The sequence below is a fragment of the Alkalispirochaeta alkalica DSM 8900 genome, assembly GCF_000373545.1.
Lineage (GTDB): Bacteria > Spirochaetota > Spirochaetia > DSM-27196 > Alkalispirochaetaceae > Alkalispirochaeta > Alkalispirochaeta alkalica.
On the sequence record NZ_KB891747.1, the window covers coordinates 114697 to 128645 of the forward strand.

General features: G+C 62.1%; 19 protein-coding genes. 3 read left to right on the forward strand and 16 right to left on the reverse strand.

Annotated features, from left to right (window positions below; translation table 11 throughout):
• The first annotated feature begins 211 nt into the window (after positions 1 to 211).
• Entirely contained in the window at positions 212 to 1084 is an 873-nt protein-coding gene (locus B071_RS0112630; protein ID WP_018527438.1) for a flagellin N-terminal helical domain-containing protein, read from the forward strand.
• Positions 1085 to 1210: 126 nt separating this feature from the next.
• Positions 1211 to 2596: a CCA tRNA nucleotidyltransferase gene (locus B071_RS17620; protein ID WP_083914965.1), complete on the forward strand. Its 1386-nt coding sequence runs from the start codon at positions 1211 to 1213 to the stop codon at positions 2594 to 2596.
• 18 nt (positions 2597 to 2614) lie between these two features.
• Here the strand turns inward: B071_RS17620 and rnc are convergent, their stop codons facing one another.
• The 4 genes from rnc to coaD form a co-directional block, all read right to left on the reverse strand.
• On the reverse strand, positions 2615 to 3394 hold the full coding sequence (gene rnc / locus B071_RS0112640; protein WP_018527440.1) for a ribonuclease III: 780 nt from the start codon (positions 3392 to 3394) through the stop codon (positions 2615 to 2617).
• A gap of 46 nt (positions 3395 to 3440) precedes the next feature.
• On the reverse strand, positions 3441 to 3677 hold the full coding sequence (acpP, locus tag B071_RS0112645; RefSeq protein WP_018527441.1) for an acyl carrier protein: 237 nt from the start codon (positions 3675 to 3677) through the stop codon (positions 3441 to 3443).
• An 18-nt stretch (positions 3678 to 3695) separates the two neighbouring features.
• A complete protein-coding gene (rpmF, locus tag B071_RS19320) occupies positions 3696 to 3881 on the reverse strand; it encodes a 50S ribosomal protein L32 (RefSeq protein ID WP_083914950.1) in 186 nt (61 codons plus the stop codon).
• A gap of 106 nt (positions 3882 to 3987) precedes the next feature.
• On the reverse strand, positions 3988 to 4473 hold the full coding sequence (gene coaD / locus B071_RS0112650) for a pantetheine-phosphate adenylyltransferase (RefSeq protein WP_026245222.1): 486 nt from the start codon (positions 4471 to 4473) through the stop codon (positions 3988 to 3990).
• 141 nt (positions 4474 to 4614) lie between these two features.
• On the opposite strand from coaD, the gene B071_RS17625 reads away from it, so the two are divergent.
• Positions 4615 to 5400: a hypothetical protein gene (locus B071_RS17625; RefSeq protein ID WP_018527443.1), complete on the forward strand. Its 786-nt coding sequence runs from the start codon at positions 4615 to 4617 to the stop codon at positions 5398 to 5400.
• A 151-nt stretch (positions 5401 to 5551) separates the two neighbouring features.
• On the opposite strand, the gene B071_RS0112660 is transcribed toward B071_RS17625, so the two are convergent.
• The 12 genes from B071_RS0112660 to B071_RS0112715 form a co-directional block, all read right to left on the reverse strand.
• On the reverse strand, positions 5552 to 5920 hold the full coding sequence (locus B071_RS0112660) for a YraN family protein (protein ID WP_018527444.1): 369 nt from the start codon (positions 5918 to 5920) through the stop codon (positions 5552 to 5554).
• A gap of 8 nt (positions 5921 to 5928) precedes the next feature.
• The gene (locus B071_RS0112665) at positions 5929 to 7074 is read right to left on the reverse strand and encodes an HD-GYP domain-containing protein (protein ID WP_018527445.1); all 1146 of its coding nucleotides are present in this window, start codon (positions 7072 to 7074) and stop codon (positions 5929 to 5931) included.
• Positions 7075 to 7086: 12 nt separating this feature from the next.
• Positions 7087 to 7464: an EscU/YscU/HrcU family type III secretion system export apparatus switch protein gene (locus tag B071_RS17630; RefSeq protein WP_215730300.1), complete on the reverse strand. Its 378-nt coding sequence runs from the start codon at positions 7462 to 7464 to the stop codon at positions 7087 to 7089.
• A complete protein-coding gene (locus B071_RS0112675; RefSeq protein ID WP_018527447.1) occupies positions 7442 to 8533 on the reverse strand; it encodes a hypothetical protein in 1092 nt (363 codons plus the stop codon). Before B071_RS0112675 ends, B071_RS17630 begins: the two co-directional genes overlap by 23 nt.
• Positions 8534 to 8601: 68 nt before the next feature.
• Positions 8602 to 8958 carry a 50S ribosomal protein L19 gene (rplS, locus tag B071_RS0112680; RefSeq protein ID WP_018527448.1) on the reverse strand — a complete coding sequence of 119 codons (357 nt, stop codon included), beginning with the start codon at positions 8956 to 8958 and terminating at the stop codon, positions 8602 to 8604.
• Positions 8945 to 9697 carry a tRNA (guanosine(37)-N1)-methyltransferase TrmD gene (gene trmD / locus B071_RS0112685; RefSeq protein WP_018527449.1) on the reverse strand — a complete coding sequence of 251 codons (753 nt, stop codon included), beginning with the start codon at positions 9695 to 9697 and terminating at the stop codon, positions 8945 to 8947. Before trmD ends, rplS begins: the two co-directional genes overlap by 14 nt.
• On the reverse strand, positions 9676 to 10227 hold the full coding sequence (gene rimM / locus B071_RS0112690; protein WP_018527450.1) for a ribosome maturation factor RimM: 552 nt from the start codon (positions 10225 to 10227) through the stop codon (positions 9676 to 9678). Before rimM ends, trmD begins: the two co-directional genes overlap by 22 nt.
• Entirely contained in the window at positions 10220 to 10453 is a 234-nt protein-coding gene (locus B071_RS0112695; protein ID WP_018527451.1) for a KH domain-containing protein, read from the reverse strand. The genes rimM and B071_RS0112695 overlap by 8 nt, the downstream gene beginning before the upstream one ends.
• 27 nt (positions 10454 to 10480) lie before the next feature.
• On the reverse strand, positions 10481 to 10735 hold the full coding sequence (gene rpsP / locus B071_RS0112700) for a 30S ribosomal protein S16 (protein WP_018527452.1): 255 nt from the start codon (positions 10733 to 10735) through the stop codon (positions 10481 to 10483).
• Between the two features lie 19 nt (positions 10736 to 10754).
• Complete coding sequence (ffh, locus tag B071_RS0112705; RefSeq protein WP_018527453.1) at positions 10755 to 12089, reverse strand: signal recognition particle protein; 1335 nt, start codon at positions 12087 to 12089, stop codon at positions 10755 to 10757.
• A 111-nt stretch (positions 12090 to 12200) separates the two neighbouring features.
• On the reverse strand, positions 12201 to 13610 hold the full coding sequence (locus B071_RS19470) for an outer membrane protein assembly factor BamD (RefSeq protein WP_026245224.1): 1410 nt from the start codon (positions 13608 to 13610) through the stop codon (positions 12201 to 12203).
• Positions 13603 to 13941: a hypothetical protein gene (locus B071_RS0112715; RefSeq protein WP_018527454.1), complete on the reverse strand. Its 339-nt coding sequence runs from the start codon at positions 13939 to 13941 to the stop codon at positions 13603 to 13605. The genes B071_RS19470 and B071_RS0112715 overlap by 8 nt, the downstream gene beginning before the upstream one ends.
• Between the last annotated feature and the right edge of the window lie 8 nt (positions 13942 to 13949).

Genomic DNA, 13949 nt, shown 5'->3' on the forward strand with positions numbered 1-13949 from the left:
CGACCAGAAATCGCCGGAAACTGGCAAGAGCTGACAAAGACTGGCGGAAGATGGCAACCACCGGCAGCAGAAGTGGTGGCAGAAAATTATCTGGCAGAAACAGGGCCTGTCCCCGAACTGAGACAGCGGAGACTCTCAAGAAGAAAGACCGTGGAGCCGACAAAGAAAGAGAGAACAGGGACGTTCTCATACTATCATCAAGGAGGATGAGATGATCATCAACCACAACATGACCGCGATGTTTGCCCAGCGGCAACAGAAGTTCAACGGCATGACCGTCCAGGGAAACGTGGAGAAGCTTTCCAGCGGTCTCCGCATCAACCGGGCCGGTGATGACGCCAGTGGTCTCGCCGTGAGCGAGAAGATGCGTTCCCAGATCCGGGGATTGAATCAGGCCGAGCGGAACGCCGCCGACGGAATCTCCCTGATCCAGACCACCGAGGGGTATCTCCAGGAGACCCAGGACATCCTGCAGCGCCTGCGCGAGCTGGCTGTTCAGTCTTCCAACGGAATTTACACCGCCGAGGACCGGATGCAGATTCAGGTGGAGGTCTCCCAGCTGGTGGACGAGATCAACCGTGTTGCTTCCCACGCCCAGTTCAACGGCATGAACCTCCTGACCGGACGTTTTGCCCGCGAGACCGGAACCAACACCGTTACGGCCAGCATGTGGTTCCACATCGGCGCAAATATGGACCAGCGGGAGCGGGTCTATATCGGCACCATGACCGCCCAGGGCCTGGGACTCCAGAGCACATCGGGGCTTCCCCACACGGCGAGTTTCATCAGCCTGAGCAGCCCCGACAGCGCAAACTCATCCATCGCGGTGATCGATTCCGCGCTCAAGGCGGTGAGCAAGCAGCGAGCAGATCTGGGAGCCTACCAGAACCGCCTCGAAATGGCCCGGGTCGGCCTGAGCGTGGGGGCAGAAAACCTTCAGGCAGCAGAGTCCCGTATCCGCGACGTGGATATGGCCTCGGAGGTGGTGGACTACACCCGGAACCAGATTCTGGTTCAGTCCAGCACGGCCATGCTGGCCCAGGCAAACCAGCAGACCCAGTCGGTACTGCAGCTCCTGCAGTAACCGCAGCTACGACAGACCAGCGCGGCCTTCCGGGGCCGCGCTTTTTTTTCCCTTCCTGTCTTCCCCTGGGCGGCTGCTTTCTGGCTGCTCGTTGACAGAGTGGCCCCTCTTCTCTACCTTCTCTTCATGCTTCACATACCGTCGGCGGTCCGCGACTTCGGACGCATCTTTTCCCGGGAGGGCTACGAACTCTATATTGTGGGGGGAGCCGTGCGGGATGCTCTTCTGGGCAAGAAGGTGGAAGATTACGATTTTGCAACCTCGGCGACCCCTTCCGAGGTAACCGATCTGTTCCAGCGGGTTATCCCCACGGGGCTCCAGCACGGCACCGTGACGGTTCTCTTCGGGAACCATTCCTTTGAGGTCACGACCTACCGGGTGGATGGCTCCTACAGCGACCACCGCAGACCCGACACGATCACCTTCACCCGTTCACTGGAAGAGGACCTGGCGCGTCGCGACCTGACGATCAACGCCATCGCCCTGAATCCCGAGACGGGAGACGTGGTGGATCCCCTGGGCGGCCGGAAGGATCTGAAGGACCGGGTGATTCGAACCGTAGGATCCGGGGACGACCGATTCCGGGAAGACGCCCTGCGCATGGTGCGGGCCGTACGCTTTGCCGCGACCCTGGATTTCACCCTCCTCCCCGACGTTGCCCGGGCGATCAGCCGACACGCCCCGCTCCTTGGCCAGGTCTCGCAGGAGCGGATCGCCCGGGAGCTGGAAAAGCTGATGCAGGCCCGACGCCCCTCCGGGGGATGGCGCCTCTTTCGCGAGACAGGTCTGCTTGCGCAGTTTCTGCCGGAGCTGGAGGAGGACCGGGACTCACCCTGGCCCGTCTTTGAACACCTTCTGAGCAGCTGCGATTGCGCCCCCTCCGATCCCCCCCAGTTGCGCTGGGCCGCGCTCTTTCACGATATCGGGAAACCCCGATGCGGCGCCACGGACGAGCGGGGGCTGCACTTTCACGGTCACGACCAGGTGTCGGCCACCATGGCCGAGGAGATTCTTCTGCGCCTGCGCTTCCCCAAGGAGCGCATCCGGTCTGTGGCTCACCTGGTACGGCACCACATGTTCGGGTACAGCCCGGAATGGAGCGACGCAGCGGTCCGGCGGTTCATCTCGCGGGTTGGCCAGGAGGAGGCTTTTCTGCTCACGGCGCTCAGACGGGCCGATATCTGCGGAAAGACGGGAAGCCCCCCTATCCTGCCCGATCTGGACGAGCTTGAGGGGCGCATACGCGGTATCCTGCACCAGGGTCAGCCCCTGACAAGAAAGGATCTGGCGATCAACGGGAAGGATCTGATGAGCCGGATCGGCATCCCCCCGGGGCCTGCCCTGGGGATTGTCCTTGAAGAACTCCTGGAGACGATTCTGGACGACCCCGAACGAAACACCCCGGAAACGCTCCTGGAGATCGCCCGGGCGGTCTACCAGGCCCGGTTTCACCCCTCCCGGGAGGAGCGTCCCCCGGAAGAGGCTCCCCGGGATACCTCCCCCGGAGCGTGAGGGGCTGATTCCGGAGAATCAGCGCGGTTTGTCTGCGCCCTCGCCCGGAGAATCCTCGGGACCTGCCAGGGCAACATAGGCGCACTTGGCTGCGCCCTGCTCGGCTTCCTTCTTGTTCTTTCCCATGCCGGGGCCGTAGGTGCTGCCCGCCACATCCACCTGGACCCAGAAGGTCTTGTCGTGATCGGGGCCGGTCTTGCGTTGCACGCTGTAGCGGGGGTAGGTCTTGAACATCTTCTGCGCCAGTTCCTGCAGGAGGGTCTTGTAATCTTTCCGGTGCCGGTCTGCCAGAACGGACTCGATCTGGCCCTCCAGATGGGAGGTCACAAACCGCCTGGCCGCCTTGAAGCCGGAATCGAGAAAGTAGGCCCCGATGATCGCTTCCAGGGCGTCGGCCAGAATCGCCTTCTTGGAACGCCCGCCCGAGAACTCTTCCCCCTTCCCGATCAGGATGAAGGTATCCACCCGGATCTTCCGGGCGATCTCGGCCAGGCTGTCCTCGCTCACCACAAAGCTCTTGATGCGGGCCAGATCACCCTCGGGGCGGTCGCCCAGCTTGAGATAAAGATACTCCGCAACCACCAGACCGAGGACAGAATCCCCCAGAAACTCGAGGCGCTCGTTATTTTGAATGGTATCGTCGCGTTCGTTTGCGTAGGACCGGTGGGAGAAGGCCTGGTTGAGCAACTCCAGGTTTCTAAACTTTAACCCCGCATGGTTTTCAAAAAGATGCAGGTCTTTCTTTCGCGGCCCGTCGGGGGCGTTCCCCTTGACAGACCCGGCTCGCAGAAACGCCATGGAGGAAAAGGCGGGGTCCGGAACGGCAGTCCCGGACCCGCGAGCATCACTTCTGCTGCGACTTCAGGAAATCAAGGGCGTCGCGAACCGTTTCAAACTCGTTTGCTTTTTCGTCGGGGATGGCGATTCCCATCTCTTCCTCAATAGCGTAGACCAGTTCGTAGGTATCGAGGCTGTCCGCACCGAGATCCTGGCGGAAGGAGGAATCCATGGTGATCTTGTCTTCCTCAATCTCGAGCTTCTCGGCGATCAGCTTTTTCATCTTTTCAAACAATTCGTCCATCACAACCTCCGGTTGATATTAGAGTTCATCCGTGTCTACCACGCGCTTGCCGCGGTAGAAGCCGGATGTCAGGTCCACACGATGACGCAGAACGAGTTCCCCCGATTCTGGCGATGTCATCAGCGTGGGTCCGCCTATTTTACCATTGATTTTACGGCGTCGCCGTGTTCTTGCCTTCGAATGTTTCTTCTTTGGTACTGCCATTATATCTATCCTCTCACGCAATGCAACTTGGGTTCTGCGATCATATCCACGGCTCTGAAGTTTGTCAACCTCGGTCGCCGACCGAATAAAGTCCTTTCCCGGGCTGTCAGAACTCCCGGGGTATCCGCTCAAAGAGCCGTTGCTGGACCAGGGGCGGCACCATGGTGGAGATATCGCCCCCGAGCCGCACCAGTTCCTTGATCGACGAGGAGCGGAGAACAAAATACTGCGCGTCGGTGGGCATGAAGATCGTCTCGATCTCCGGGTCGAGCCCCTTGTTGAGCATGGAGAGTTCGAACTCGTAGGAGAAGTCCGCCAGGGCCCGAACACCCCGGATCATGATCCGGGCATCCACACTCTGGGCGAACTCCACCACCATGCGCTCCCAGAGGTGGACGTGCACGGTACTCCACCCTGCGGTGAGTTCCTGCATCATCTCGAGGCGTTCCCGGGCATCGAAGGTGTAGCTCTTCTGGCTGTTGTGAGCCACCACCACATAGACCTCGTCGTAGATCCGCTGGGACCGCTCGATCAGGTTGAGGTGCCCATTGGTGGGCGGATCGAAGGACCCCGGCAATATTGCTCTCAGCATCTGACAATACTAGTACGCCTCTCTGGCTGTTGGCAAGCTGGCTGTTTTCTGTTGGCTGTTGGCGGGTTGGCGGGCTGGCGGGCTGGCCGCGGAAAAAGAGACCGTTGACAAGGCTGGCAGGAGGGAGCACTCTTCTTTTCTATGGTTCGAGGTTTCTTCTGTGCTGTGGCTCGCAGTTTTTCCTCCCCGGGGCGGGGCCTTCCCGTCCTGGTGGTGGCTGCTGCCCTGTGTGCTCTGGTGCCTGCCCCCCTTCATCGCCTCGCTGCCGACGGGGAGGGTCTCACCACTCCGGCCGGGGCAGACCGGCCCCACTGGATTCCTGCGGGTACGGTCTCGCCGGAACTGGAACAGCGGGCCCTGCAGCAGCAGGTCTTCCTGCAGCATCATTCCCGGGGTGTGCAGCGCCAGGGTCTGGCCATGATCCGCTCCAGCCTCGATCGCTTCGACAGAGCCGATCTGCGGGTGTCCGCCGTCCCTCTGGTGGTGGATATGCTGAACCGGGACTATCATATTCTGCGGGTCTCCGCGCGCTATCAGGTGGATTCGCCCACCAGGGCCGAGGCGCTGCAGCTGCTCGATGCTCTGGGAGGAGACGCCGCCAGAGCGCAGGTACGAAGGTCTTTGGAGGCTGACCCCGACGGGACCGTGCGAGCCACGGCGGCGCTTCTTCTTGCCCGGTCTCCCCGCACAAGCCCCGACGAGGATCTGGCAGCGATTGCGGTCTCTCTGCGGAGAGCTACCCGCAGGGGCGGCCCCGAGGAGGAGCTCCACCGGCTGCTCCAGGCTGCCAGAGCCATGATTCCCCACGCCTGGGATCCCGAGGTGCCCGATCTTGTCCATGCTTTGGGAGAGATTGCCCGGGGGGCTTATTCGTCGGGGCTCCGGAGGAGTTCCCTTTCCATGCTGGAAGAGCTGGTCCGGCGGTGACCGGGAGGTGCCACGAGGCCGGGAGGCCCGTCGAGCCCGAGAAGGCGATCGGAGATCCGCCCCGCCAGGCGGTCGATCGCTCCTTCCACGTAGAGGGGATCCCTGATGCAGGTTTTCAGAAAGGCGATGCGTACTGGATCGTATGGCTTTGCTACTCTGGGCATGCCGCCTCAAACGCTCCCTGGATGTGCCGGACCGTTCCGGCTCCCTGGTCAATACAAATTACATCGAACCGGAGACTCCGGTCCCGAAACTGCGGGTTCTTCTGCAGGAAGACCCTCGCTGCACCCGTGATCCGACCCTGTTTGCGCGGCCCCAGGGCCCGCTCCAGGGCATCCTCGGGGAAGACACGCCACGCCTTGACCTCGACAAAGAGTATCGTGCCCCCCTCTTCACCTACTATATCGACCTCACCGGCGCGACACCTGAAGTTTCTTGCAAGAATCTGACAACCTTTTTCTTCCAGCCACGCCACGGCACGGGCTTCTCCCTCCTGCCCTTTCCGGTGGGTGCTTTTCATGGGGGGGATTACCGCTTGCGGTGCTGCTCTGCCAGGGAGTTGGCGTCCACGGCCCGGGCGATAAAAACAGACTTGTTCTCCGCCAGGTCTATCTCCGGGCCGTCGTCGTCCACAAATTCCCGCCCTCCGGCGTCGATGATCACTTTCACCAGGGGCTTCAGAGGAGCAGAACTGCGGTTCTTCAGAACCCGACAGACCGAGGCATCGCTGAGAAGGACGATGCTTCCGATCGGGTAGATTCCCAGAACCTGGATAAAGACCTTCAGGACGTCGGGATCAAAGCGGGTTCCGTTGTCACTCAGAAGGTTCCGGATCGCCGTATAGCCGATCATGGAGAGCCGATAGGGCTTGTTGGAGACCATGGCAACGAAGGAATCGGCCACGGCGATGATCCGCGCTTCGAGCTGGATCGAGTCCCGGGCGATGCGTCGGGGGTAGCCGTTTCCGTCCCACCGTTCCTGATGCTGCAGGGCGGGAATTCCCACTTCCTCGGGAAAGCCGATCTCGCGGGTGATGATCTTGTAGGAGTGGATGGGGTGGGTCTGGATCTGACGCCGTTCCTCGGGGGTCAGTTTTCCCTCCTTGGAGAGAATTTCCTGGGGAATTCTGAGCATGCCCGCGTCGTGCAGGACCGCTGCGGTGACCAGCACCACCAGGCGATGGCGGGGCATCTGCATTTTCCGGCCCACCAGCGTGGCCAGTATGGCTGTGTTCAGGGCGTTCTCGACCTCACCCGCCTCGCCCTGCATGCCGTATAGCATATACTGCACCACGTCGTTGGGGTGAAGGTCGATCAGCTGCAGAAGGCGGGTTACCAGACGGTGGATCTCGTCCTGCTCCACCTGTTCCCCGGCCCGGAGACGACCAAATATTTCCAGCAGGGCCGACCTGAGAGCGTTGTAGTTGGTGGTGATCGCCTTCTGGCGGGGACTGGTAAAGGCCCTGAGGAAAAAGGCGTTCAGGGCTGCCTGGGGGTCCTCCGATATTTCTGCTCCGTCACAGTAGAGGCTGGTGATCTCCCATTTCCGCAGGCGCTCCAGATCCCGTTCGCGAACGGGAATTCCCTCGGGTACAAAGAGATTGTCCTCGTCTATGTAGACAGGCCGGGAGAAACGCTGCCCCGCCTCAATCTGATCAACCGAAATTTTCTTCATTCTTTGCCTCTATTATCGGGGGAACTGCTCCGGGGAAGCAATACTGGCGGAATCAATGCCGGAGGAGTCGGCCGACCGGAAACCGAAACTATCAGCCTCGGCACCGGGGCTCCGATCGGGCTGGACAGACGAATCAAGACGGAGAACAAAGGAGAGGACCTCTGCCACGGGGGCAAAGAGCTCCGGGGGAATCGCCTGCCCCGGCTCTATCCAGAGGAGGCGCTCGGCCAGGTCAGCGTCGCTACGGACCGGAACTCCCGCCGCCCGGGCCAGGGAGAGGAGCTTCCGTGCCAGATGGCCCTTCCCGCGGGCCACCACAAAGGGCGCCGGGAGGTCTAAATCGTACCGTATCGCTGCGGAGATGTGCTCATCCATAGGTGTCAAGTTCACGCTCGTCTGCTCTGGCCCCCTGATTCCGGGCCGTTGTGCCCCCTTCAAAACATTTTTTACCGCCCCCAGTATGCCCCGAAAATCCCAGACGGGCAAGCAACTCTTTCGGGATCAGGCTGGCATCTTCTCCGCCCAAAGCCACCAGGCGGGGTCGGAACCCTCCCGGCAGGGCTTCCAGGTCCCACCGAAACCACCAGGAGCGCCCGTCGGAACGCGTCACCGCGAGGTGAGCCATCAGGGGGCGCTCCTTTTTCCGGTGCCACCCTACCTTGAGGACGGCCTCCACCGAAGGGGGAGCGGCCGGTGACGAGGCCTCTCCCCGGGAGGCTCCCCCTGGGGAACTCTCGAGCCAGCCCCGCAGGGGAACGGTGATCCAGTGCAGGTCCTGGTCTGAGGCAAGGGCATTAAAGAGTTGCAGGGCGTGGGTCGGTTCCAGGGCCTGGCGATGCAGAAGGGAGCCCAAAGAATCAGCGTCTCCGGGCCGGGGCGGTTCCTCCCGGGGAGGGCGCCCACCCTCCGGGGAGAACCATCGCACCAGATCACGGACCTGCTCCCGGGCAGCCCTGCGCAGGGGACGGTGCGAGGAACCGATTCCCCGGGAGAGCACCTCGATGACCCCCTCGATCCGGGCAGGCCTCCCCGATCCGGGACCACGCGCTCCCGGGAGAAGACCTTCCCTCTCCCGGGGGCAGCGCGAGTCACGAAAGAGTTTTCTGTAAAGCGACGATGCCAGAACACTCAGGGACTGAACCTGAGGAGAAGAAACGCGCCCTGACCCTTCCAGGGCAGTCAAAAAAAGACGCTGGAGCGGGTCCTTCGCTTTCAGGGGAGGTATACCGGGTGCGTCCCGGGAGGTTCCAGAGGCTGGACCCGATGGAGAGGGAGAATAGGAATCGGGAAGGAGCTCCAGGCGCACCGCCGGCTGCAGGGCAGAAACCCGAAAGAAGCGGTTCGTTCCGGGAACCAGTCCGTCCCTGGCGGGCACGGTCAGGGTGAACCCTTGCCCCCGAAGCAGTACTTCCCGGGAGTGTGTTCCGGGAAGAACCGTCAGACGCAGGAGTTCTCCCACCCGTATGGTCCGGGCATCTCCGGGGATGGCCCCCCGGAGGGGGGATAGTTCCGGACCCCTGGCTGGATTTATCGCTCTTTCCGCCGTACCAGTTCGGGAACCTTTGCCGCTTTTCCAACGCGGTTACGGATGTAGTAGAGCTTGGCCCGGCGAACCCGTCCCCGCCGCACCAGCTCGATCTGCTGGACCCGGGGGCTGTGAAGGGGGAAAATTCGCTCCACCCCGACGCCGTAACTCAGCTTTCTGACCGTCACGGTCCGGCGCAGGCCCGAGTTATTCAGAGCTATTACCAGACCTTCGTAGATCTGGATTCTCTCGGTCTGGCCCTCGACGATGCGGAAGTGGACCTTCACGGTATCACCGATCCGAAAGTTCTCCGCGTTTTCTTTTACGTGAGCGGCCTCGACCGCCTTAATTGCATCCATGGTGCGACTCCTTTTCCAGGATTGATTCCGTCAGTATCTTTTCCGCTTCAGTGAGCGAAAGGTTTTGCAAGAGATCAGGCCGGTTTCGGGCCGTTCTGATCAGTTGCTGTTCCCGCCGCCACCGGGCTATGCGGGCATGGTGGCCCGAGAGCAAAACCTCAGGGACCTTCCGGGACCGGAAGTTCTCCGGCCGCGTATAATGGGGGTGCTCCAGAAGCCCGTCCTGAAAGCTGTCTTCCAGAACGCTTTCGGGCCGGAGCATCCCCTCGCGCAGACGATAGACCGCATCGATCACCACCATCGCCGCCAGCTCCCCCGAAGAGAGCACGTAATCACCAATGGTAAATTCCTCGTCTACGTATTCGTCCACGATCCTTTGATCGATCCCCTCGTAGCGCCCGCAGATCAGGACGATCTCCTTCTGCCGGGAGAGACGCAGGGCGTCGGTCTGACGGAAGGGACGCCCCGACGGAGTGGGGAATACCACGTGTCGGGCCTTCGCGTCAACTGAATCGAGGGCCGCTGCCAGAGGCTCTGCCATCAAAACCATTCCGGCCCCGCCCCCGTAGGGTGCATCGTCGCAACTCCGGTGACGATCCTGCGAGAAATCCCTGATGTTCACCACTTTCGGGATCAGGGCACCCCGCCCGGCCGCCTTCCCCACTATGGAGGTGCGGAAGTATTCTTCCACAAGCTCGGGAAAGAGCGTAAGAACCGTTATTCCGTATCCATCAGCCACGGCACCAGCAACTCCACTGTTCTGTTCACGGTGTCGACGGGCCCCACATAGCGCGCCATGAAGGGGATCAGCACCGTCCGGTCACCACACGTCACCTCGAGAAGCGGCGCCTGGGGGCCATCGATAACGGAGACGATCTCCCCGCAGGGGACTCCCCCCGAGAGAAGCGTTATCCCCGCCAGATCGGCCACGTAATACTCATCGTTGCCGCAGGGTGCAGCACGATCACGAGGCACCCAGATCTCGGCACCGGTCAGTTCCCTTGCCGCCTCGGGGGTGGTGACACCCGCGAACCAGAGAAGGGGAACCCCGCCCTGCACGAGGGTTTTTTCCACCTCGGCAGACCAGATCCGTCCCTGACGGCGCAGCTCAACCCGCGAGAGCCCCTCGAAGTGGGAAACCTCGCCGGAGAAGGAAAAAACCTTGACCGCACCCCGCACCCCGTGGGGACGACGAACCGCACCGATGGCCATCATGGGCACGGCCGGTTCCTCCTGATCAGCCGACTGATCAGCCAGGTGATCAGTCAAGGATTTCCAGAACGACCCGCTTCCCCGTTCCCGTGGAAGCTGCGCTCAGCAGCGTTCTGATCGACTTGGCGATCCGACCGTGCTTGCCGATGACCTTCCCGATATCGTCGGGGTTGACCTTCAGCTCCAGGATCGTTGATTTCTCGCCCTCGATCTGGTTCACCACGACTGCATCGGGCTCATCCACCAGGGCCTTTGCGATATATTCGACTAAATCTCGTTCCACCAAACTACTCCTGCCTGGAGAGGCGCATTACTTTACCGTTACGTTGTTGTTGTTCAGGAGCTTGCGCACGGTGTTGGTGGGGCGGGCCCCCTTCTGCAGCCAGGCCTTGACCTTTTCCTCGTCAAACCGGACCTGTGCCTCGGCGTCGGCCGAGATGGGGTGGTAGACACCGACCTCTTCCAGGGCCCGACCGTCCCGGGGAGCCCGGCTGTCCATTACCACGATGCGGTAAAAGGGCCGCTTTTTTGAACCGAATCGCTTCAGGCGAATTTTTGTACTCACGAACTTCCTCCTCAGAATCTTACCGGCGCCCCATCTGAGCCATCAGCTGGGACTGGTACTTCTTGTTCTTTGAAACCTTCTTCATCATTGTCCGCATCTTGTCAAACCGTTTTATCAGCTGGCCCACCTCAAAAACCGATGAGCCGCTTCCGGCAGCGATACGCTTCCGCCGGGACATGCCGATAATCCGGTGATTGTGCCGTTCTTCCAGGGTCATGGAGAGGATAATCGCCTCCTCCCGCTTCATCTGGTCCAGATCGAGCTGATCGGGATCGACGTTACCCTTCATTCCCGGGATCATCTCCAGAATCGACTGGACCGAACCCATTTTCCTGACCCGCTGAAACTGCTCCAGGTAGTCCTGGAGGGTAAAGGTAGCGGAGCGGATCTTTTTCTGCAACTGCTCGGCGTCGTCGGCGTCGATCGTCTCCTGGGCTTTCTCTACCAGGGAGACCACGTCACCCATCCCGAGAATCCGCGATGCGATCCTCTCGGGGTAGAAGGGCTCCAGATCCTCGACACCCTCACCCGTTCCGATGAACTTGATCGGCGTTCCGGCGATCGTCTTGATCGAGAGCGCCGCACCACCCCGGGTGTCGCTGTCAAACTTGCTGAGGATGACCCCCGTGAGATCCACGCTCTCGTGGAACGCCCGGGCTACCTCCACGGCGTTCTGGCCGGTCATGGCATCGGCCACGAGGATACGCTCGTCGGGCTTTGCCAGGGCTGCGACCTGCCGGATCTCTTCCATCAGGTCTTCGTCGACCTGCATCCGGCCCGCCGTATCGATGATAACGACGTTAAACTGCTCTTTTTTTGCCCGCGCCAGCCCCGCTGTAACGACCGCCCTGGGGTCCGTGCTGCCGGGGATCGCCGCTACCGGGATTCCTGTGCGTTCACCCAGTTGCTGCAACTGGTCAACCGCAGCAGGACGCACCAGGTCAGCTGCCACCAGAAGGGGTCGACGCCCCTCTTTTTTCAGGCGCAGGGCGAGTTTTGCCGCGCTGGTGGTCTTTCCCGACCCCTGAAGACCGGCAAAGAGGATAACGCTGGGGACATCGGGGCCGCGCAGAACCAGATCCTGCCGCTCATCCCCCAGAAACTCTACGAGCTTGTCGTAGACAACCTTGACGAACTGCTGCCCCGGTGAGACGGAACGGAGCACCGATTCACCCGAGGCCTCCCGGACGGTACGGCTCACGAAGCGGCGCACCACCTTGAGGTTNACGTCGGCTTCCAGGAGCGCGCTTTTGATCTCCTCCACAGCCTCGGCAATATTTTGCTCGGTGATGCGGCTCTTTCCGGAGACGCTGCGTATCACGTTGTTTAATCTGTCGCTCAGCCTGTCCAGCATACCGTCGTATCCAATCCTAGAAGAATCAAGGTCGAAGGATAGTTATAGGTAAAAGATGCGGTCCTGTCAATGCGTAGCACCGGGCTCTTCCGCACGGGAGGTTACCGGAGGTCACCGGAGGTGGAAAAAATGCCGTTCCAGAAATTCCAGACGCAATTTGGCGTCCTCCCGGTGATCACTCAGGGGATGGTCCCGAAGCAGCTCTGCGTAGAGGCGCCGGGCCCGAGCCAGATCCCGCTCCGGCCCCGGCGTCTCGTAATGCCGCGCCCTCTGGTAGAGCTCGCTGTCTGAGAGGCCCCTGTCGGAGGGTTCCCGCTCCCTCTCGGGCTGGCTGCTGCCAGCGGGCTCGCCAGCGGACTCGCCAGCGGACTCGCCAGCGGGCAGATCGCCGCCGGATTGCTCACCATCGGGGAGGGGTTCCTCCCTCTGCTCCCGGCCCAACCGCTCGCGGGAGGCTTCCCCATCGGTTGCCCCGGCGGTTTCCACTATCGGCATCTCCCGGAACGGGTCCTCTCCGGAAGAAACGCCCCCGGAATCGACGACGCGAAGGCGCCGCTCCTCCTGGAGAGATTCCCCCGAACGGAGGTCCTGCATGGAGAAAGAGATCACCACCTCTTCTCCTGGCTCGAGCGAATCGGGGGCCTGGAAGGTGAAGCGTGTCTGTTGCCCCTGGCCCTCGCGCCTTACCAGCCGAAGCAGGGGAGAACTTTCGCGATAGAACCAGCTTCGGCCCGGGAGCAACACAACCACCAGCCCTCCCGGAGCAACCTCGCGGTCGCCCTGCTCCTGCGCCCCCTGGGGTTCCCGGGAAGGAGACGGTTCCCGGGGAACAGATTCCTCCCGGGGGGCAGAAGAGACCCGGGGAGCCCGGGGGGAGCCGTCAGACGCGGGGGGAACCGTCGGGGGCGGGGCTGGCCGGGACCCTTCCCGGGGTCTGTCGGACCGCCCAGGCTCGTCGGACTCGTCGGACCGGCCCGGTCTCCCGGCTTCGACGGAGGAGACTTGGGAAGGAGCGGCCCCGGCAGGCAAAGCATCAGTCAGGAGCGGAGAGTCGGGACCCGTCGCGAGAGGCTCCCCGCCGGCAATCTCCCCGGAGGGCTCCCGGGGCGCATCCTCCGGGGGATCAGACTCATCCTCCGGGGGAAGGGGCAGCGGAAGCGCGATTTCTCCCGCCTGCGGCACGGGCCGCGCGTGAAGAAACAGCCCGTCTGCTGCAGAAAGGGCCCCCTCGGGGGGCAACTCCGGCAGGGGCAGCGGCCCATACTCCGGGGGCTGATACCCCCGGGGCCTGTAAGAAGGAGGCAGGCCGTCCCCGAAATCAGCCGGGGCGGGGCCCAGAAAAATTTCTGCCACCAGGGGCTGCCCGGTCTCGTCAGCGTCGGGGGGGCGATCTTCCGGCAAGGGGAGGAGCGGAATGTCCCGGGGATCCTCCCCAAGGTCTTTTCCGGTCTGACACCCCGCCAGGACCAGCACCGCCGCCAGCAGGAGCCCCGCAGCCCGGCGCCCCCGAAACCTAGTCAAAGAGAAGCTGCTCCACATGGCGCTCGCCCTGCTCGAGAAAATCCCTCCGCAGGGCCTCGATCAGATCCTCCCCGGCCTCGTCCAGAATCTCCGCGTCCAGGGGGAACCGGGGGTCCACCTTGTAGCGCAGTTCCGGATGGAGAAGATCCTGTTCTACGGGCGGAACAAGATACCGCGCCTGGGGAAGCAGCAGCTCCCGGGAATAGACTTCCGACTCGAGCACCCCCTCCCTGCCCTGCTCGCTGCGCCCGGAAAGGACAAAGAGGAGCAGGACCAGAAGGGCCAGAACGATTCCTCCACCCGCGAGGGTCGGCACCAGGGGCACTTTCATGATACGCC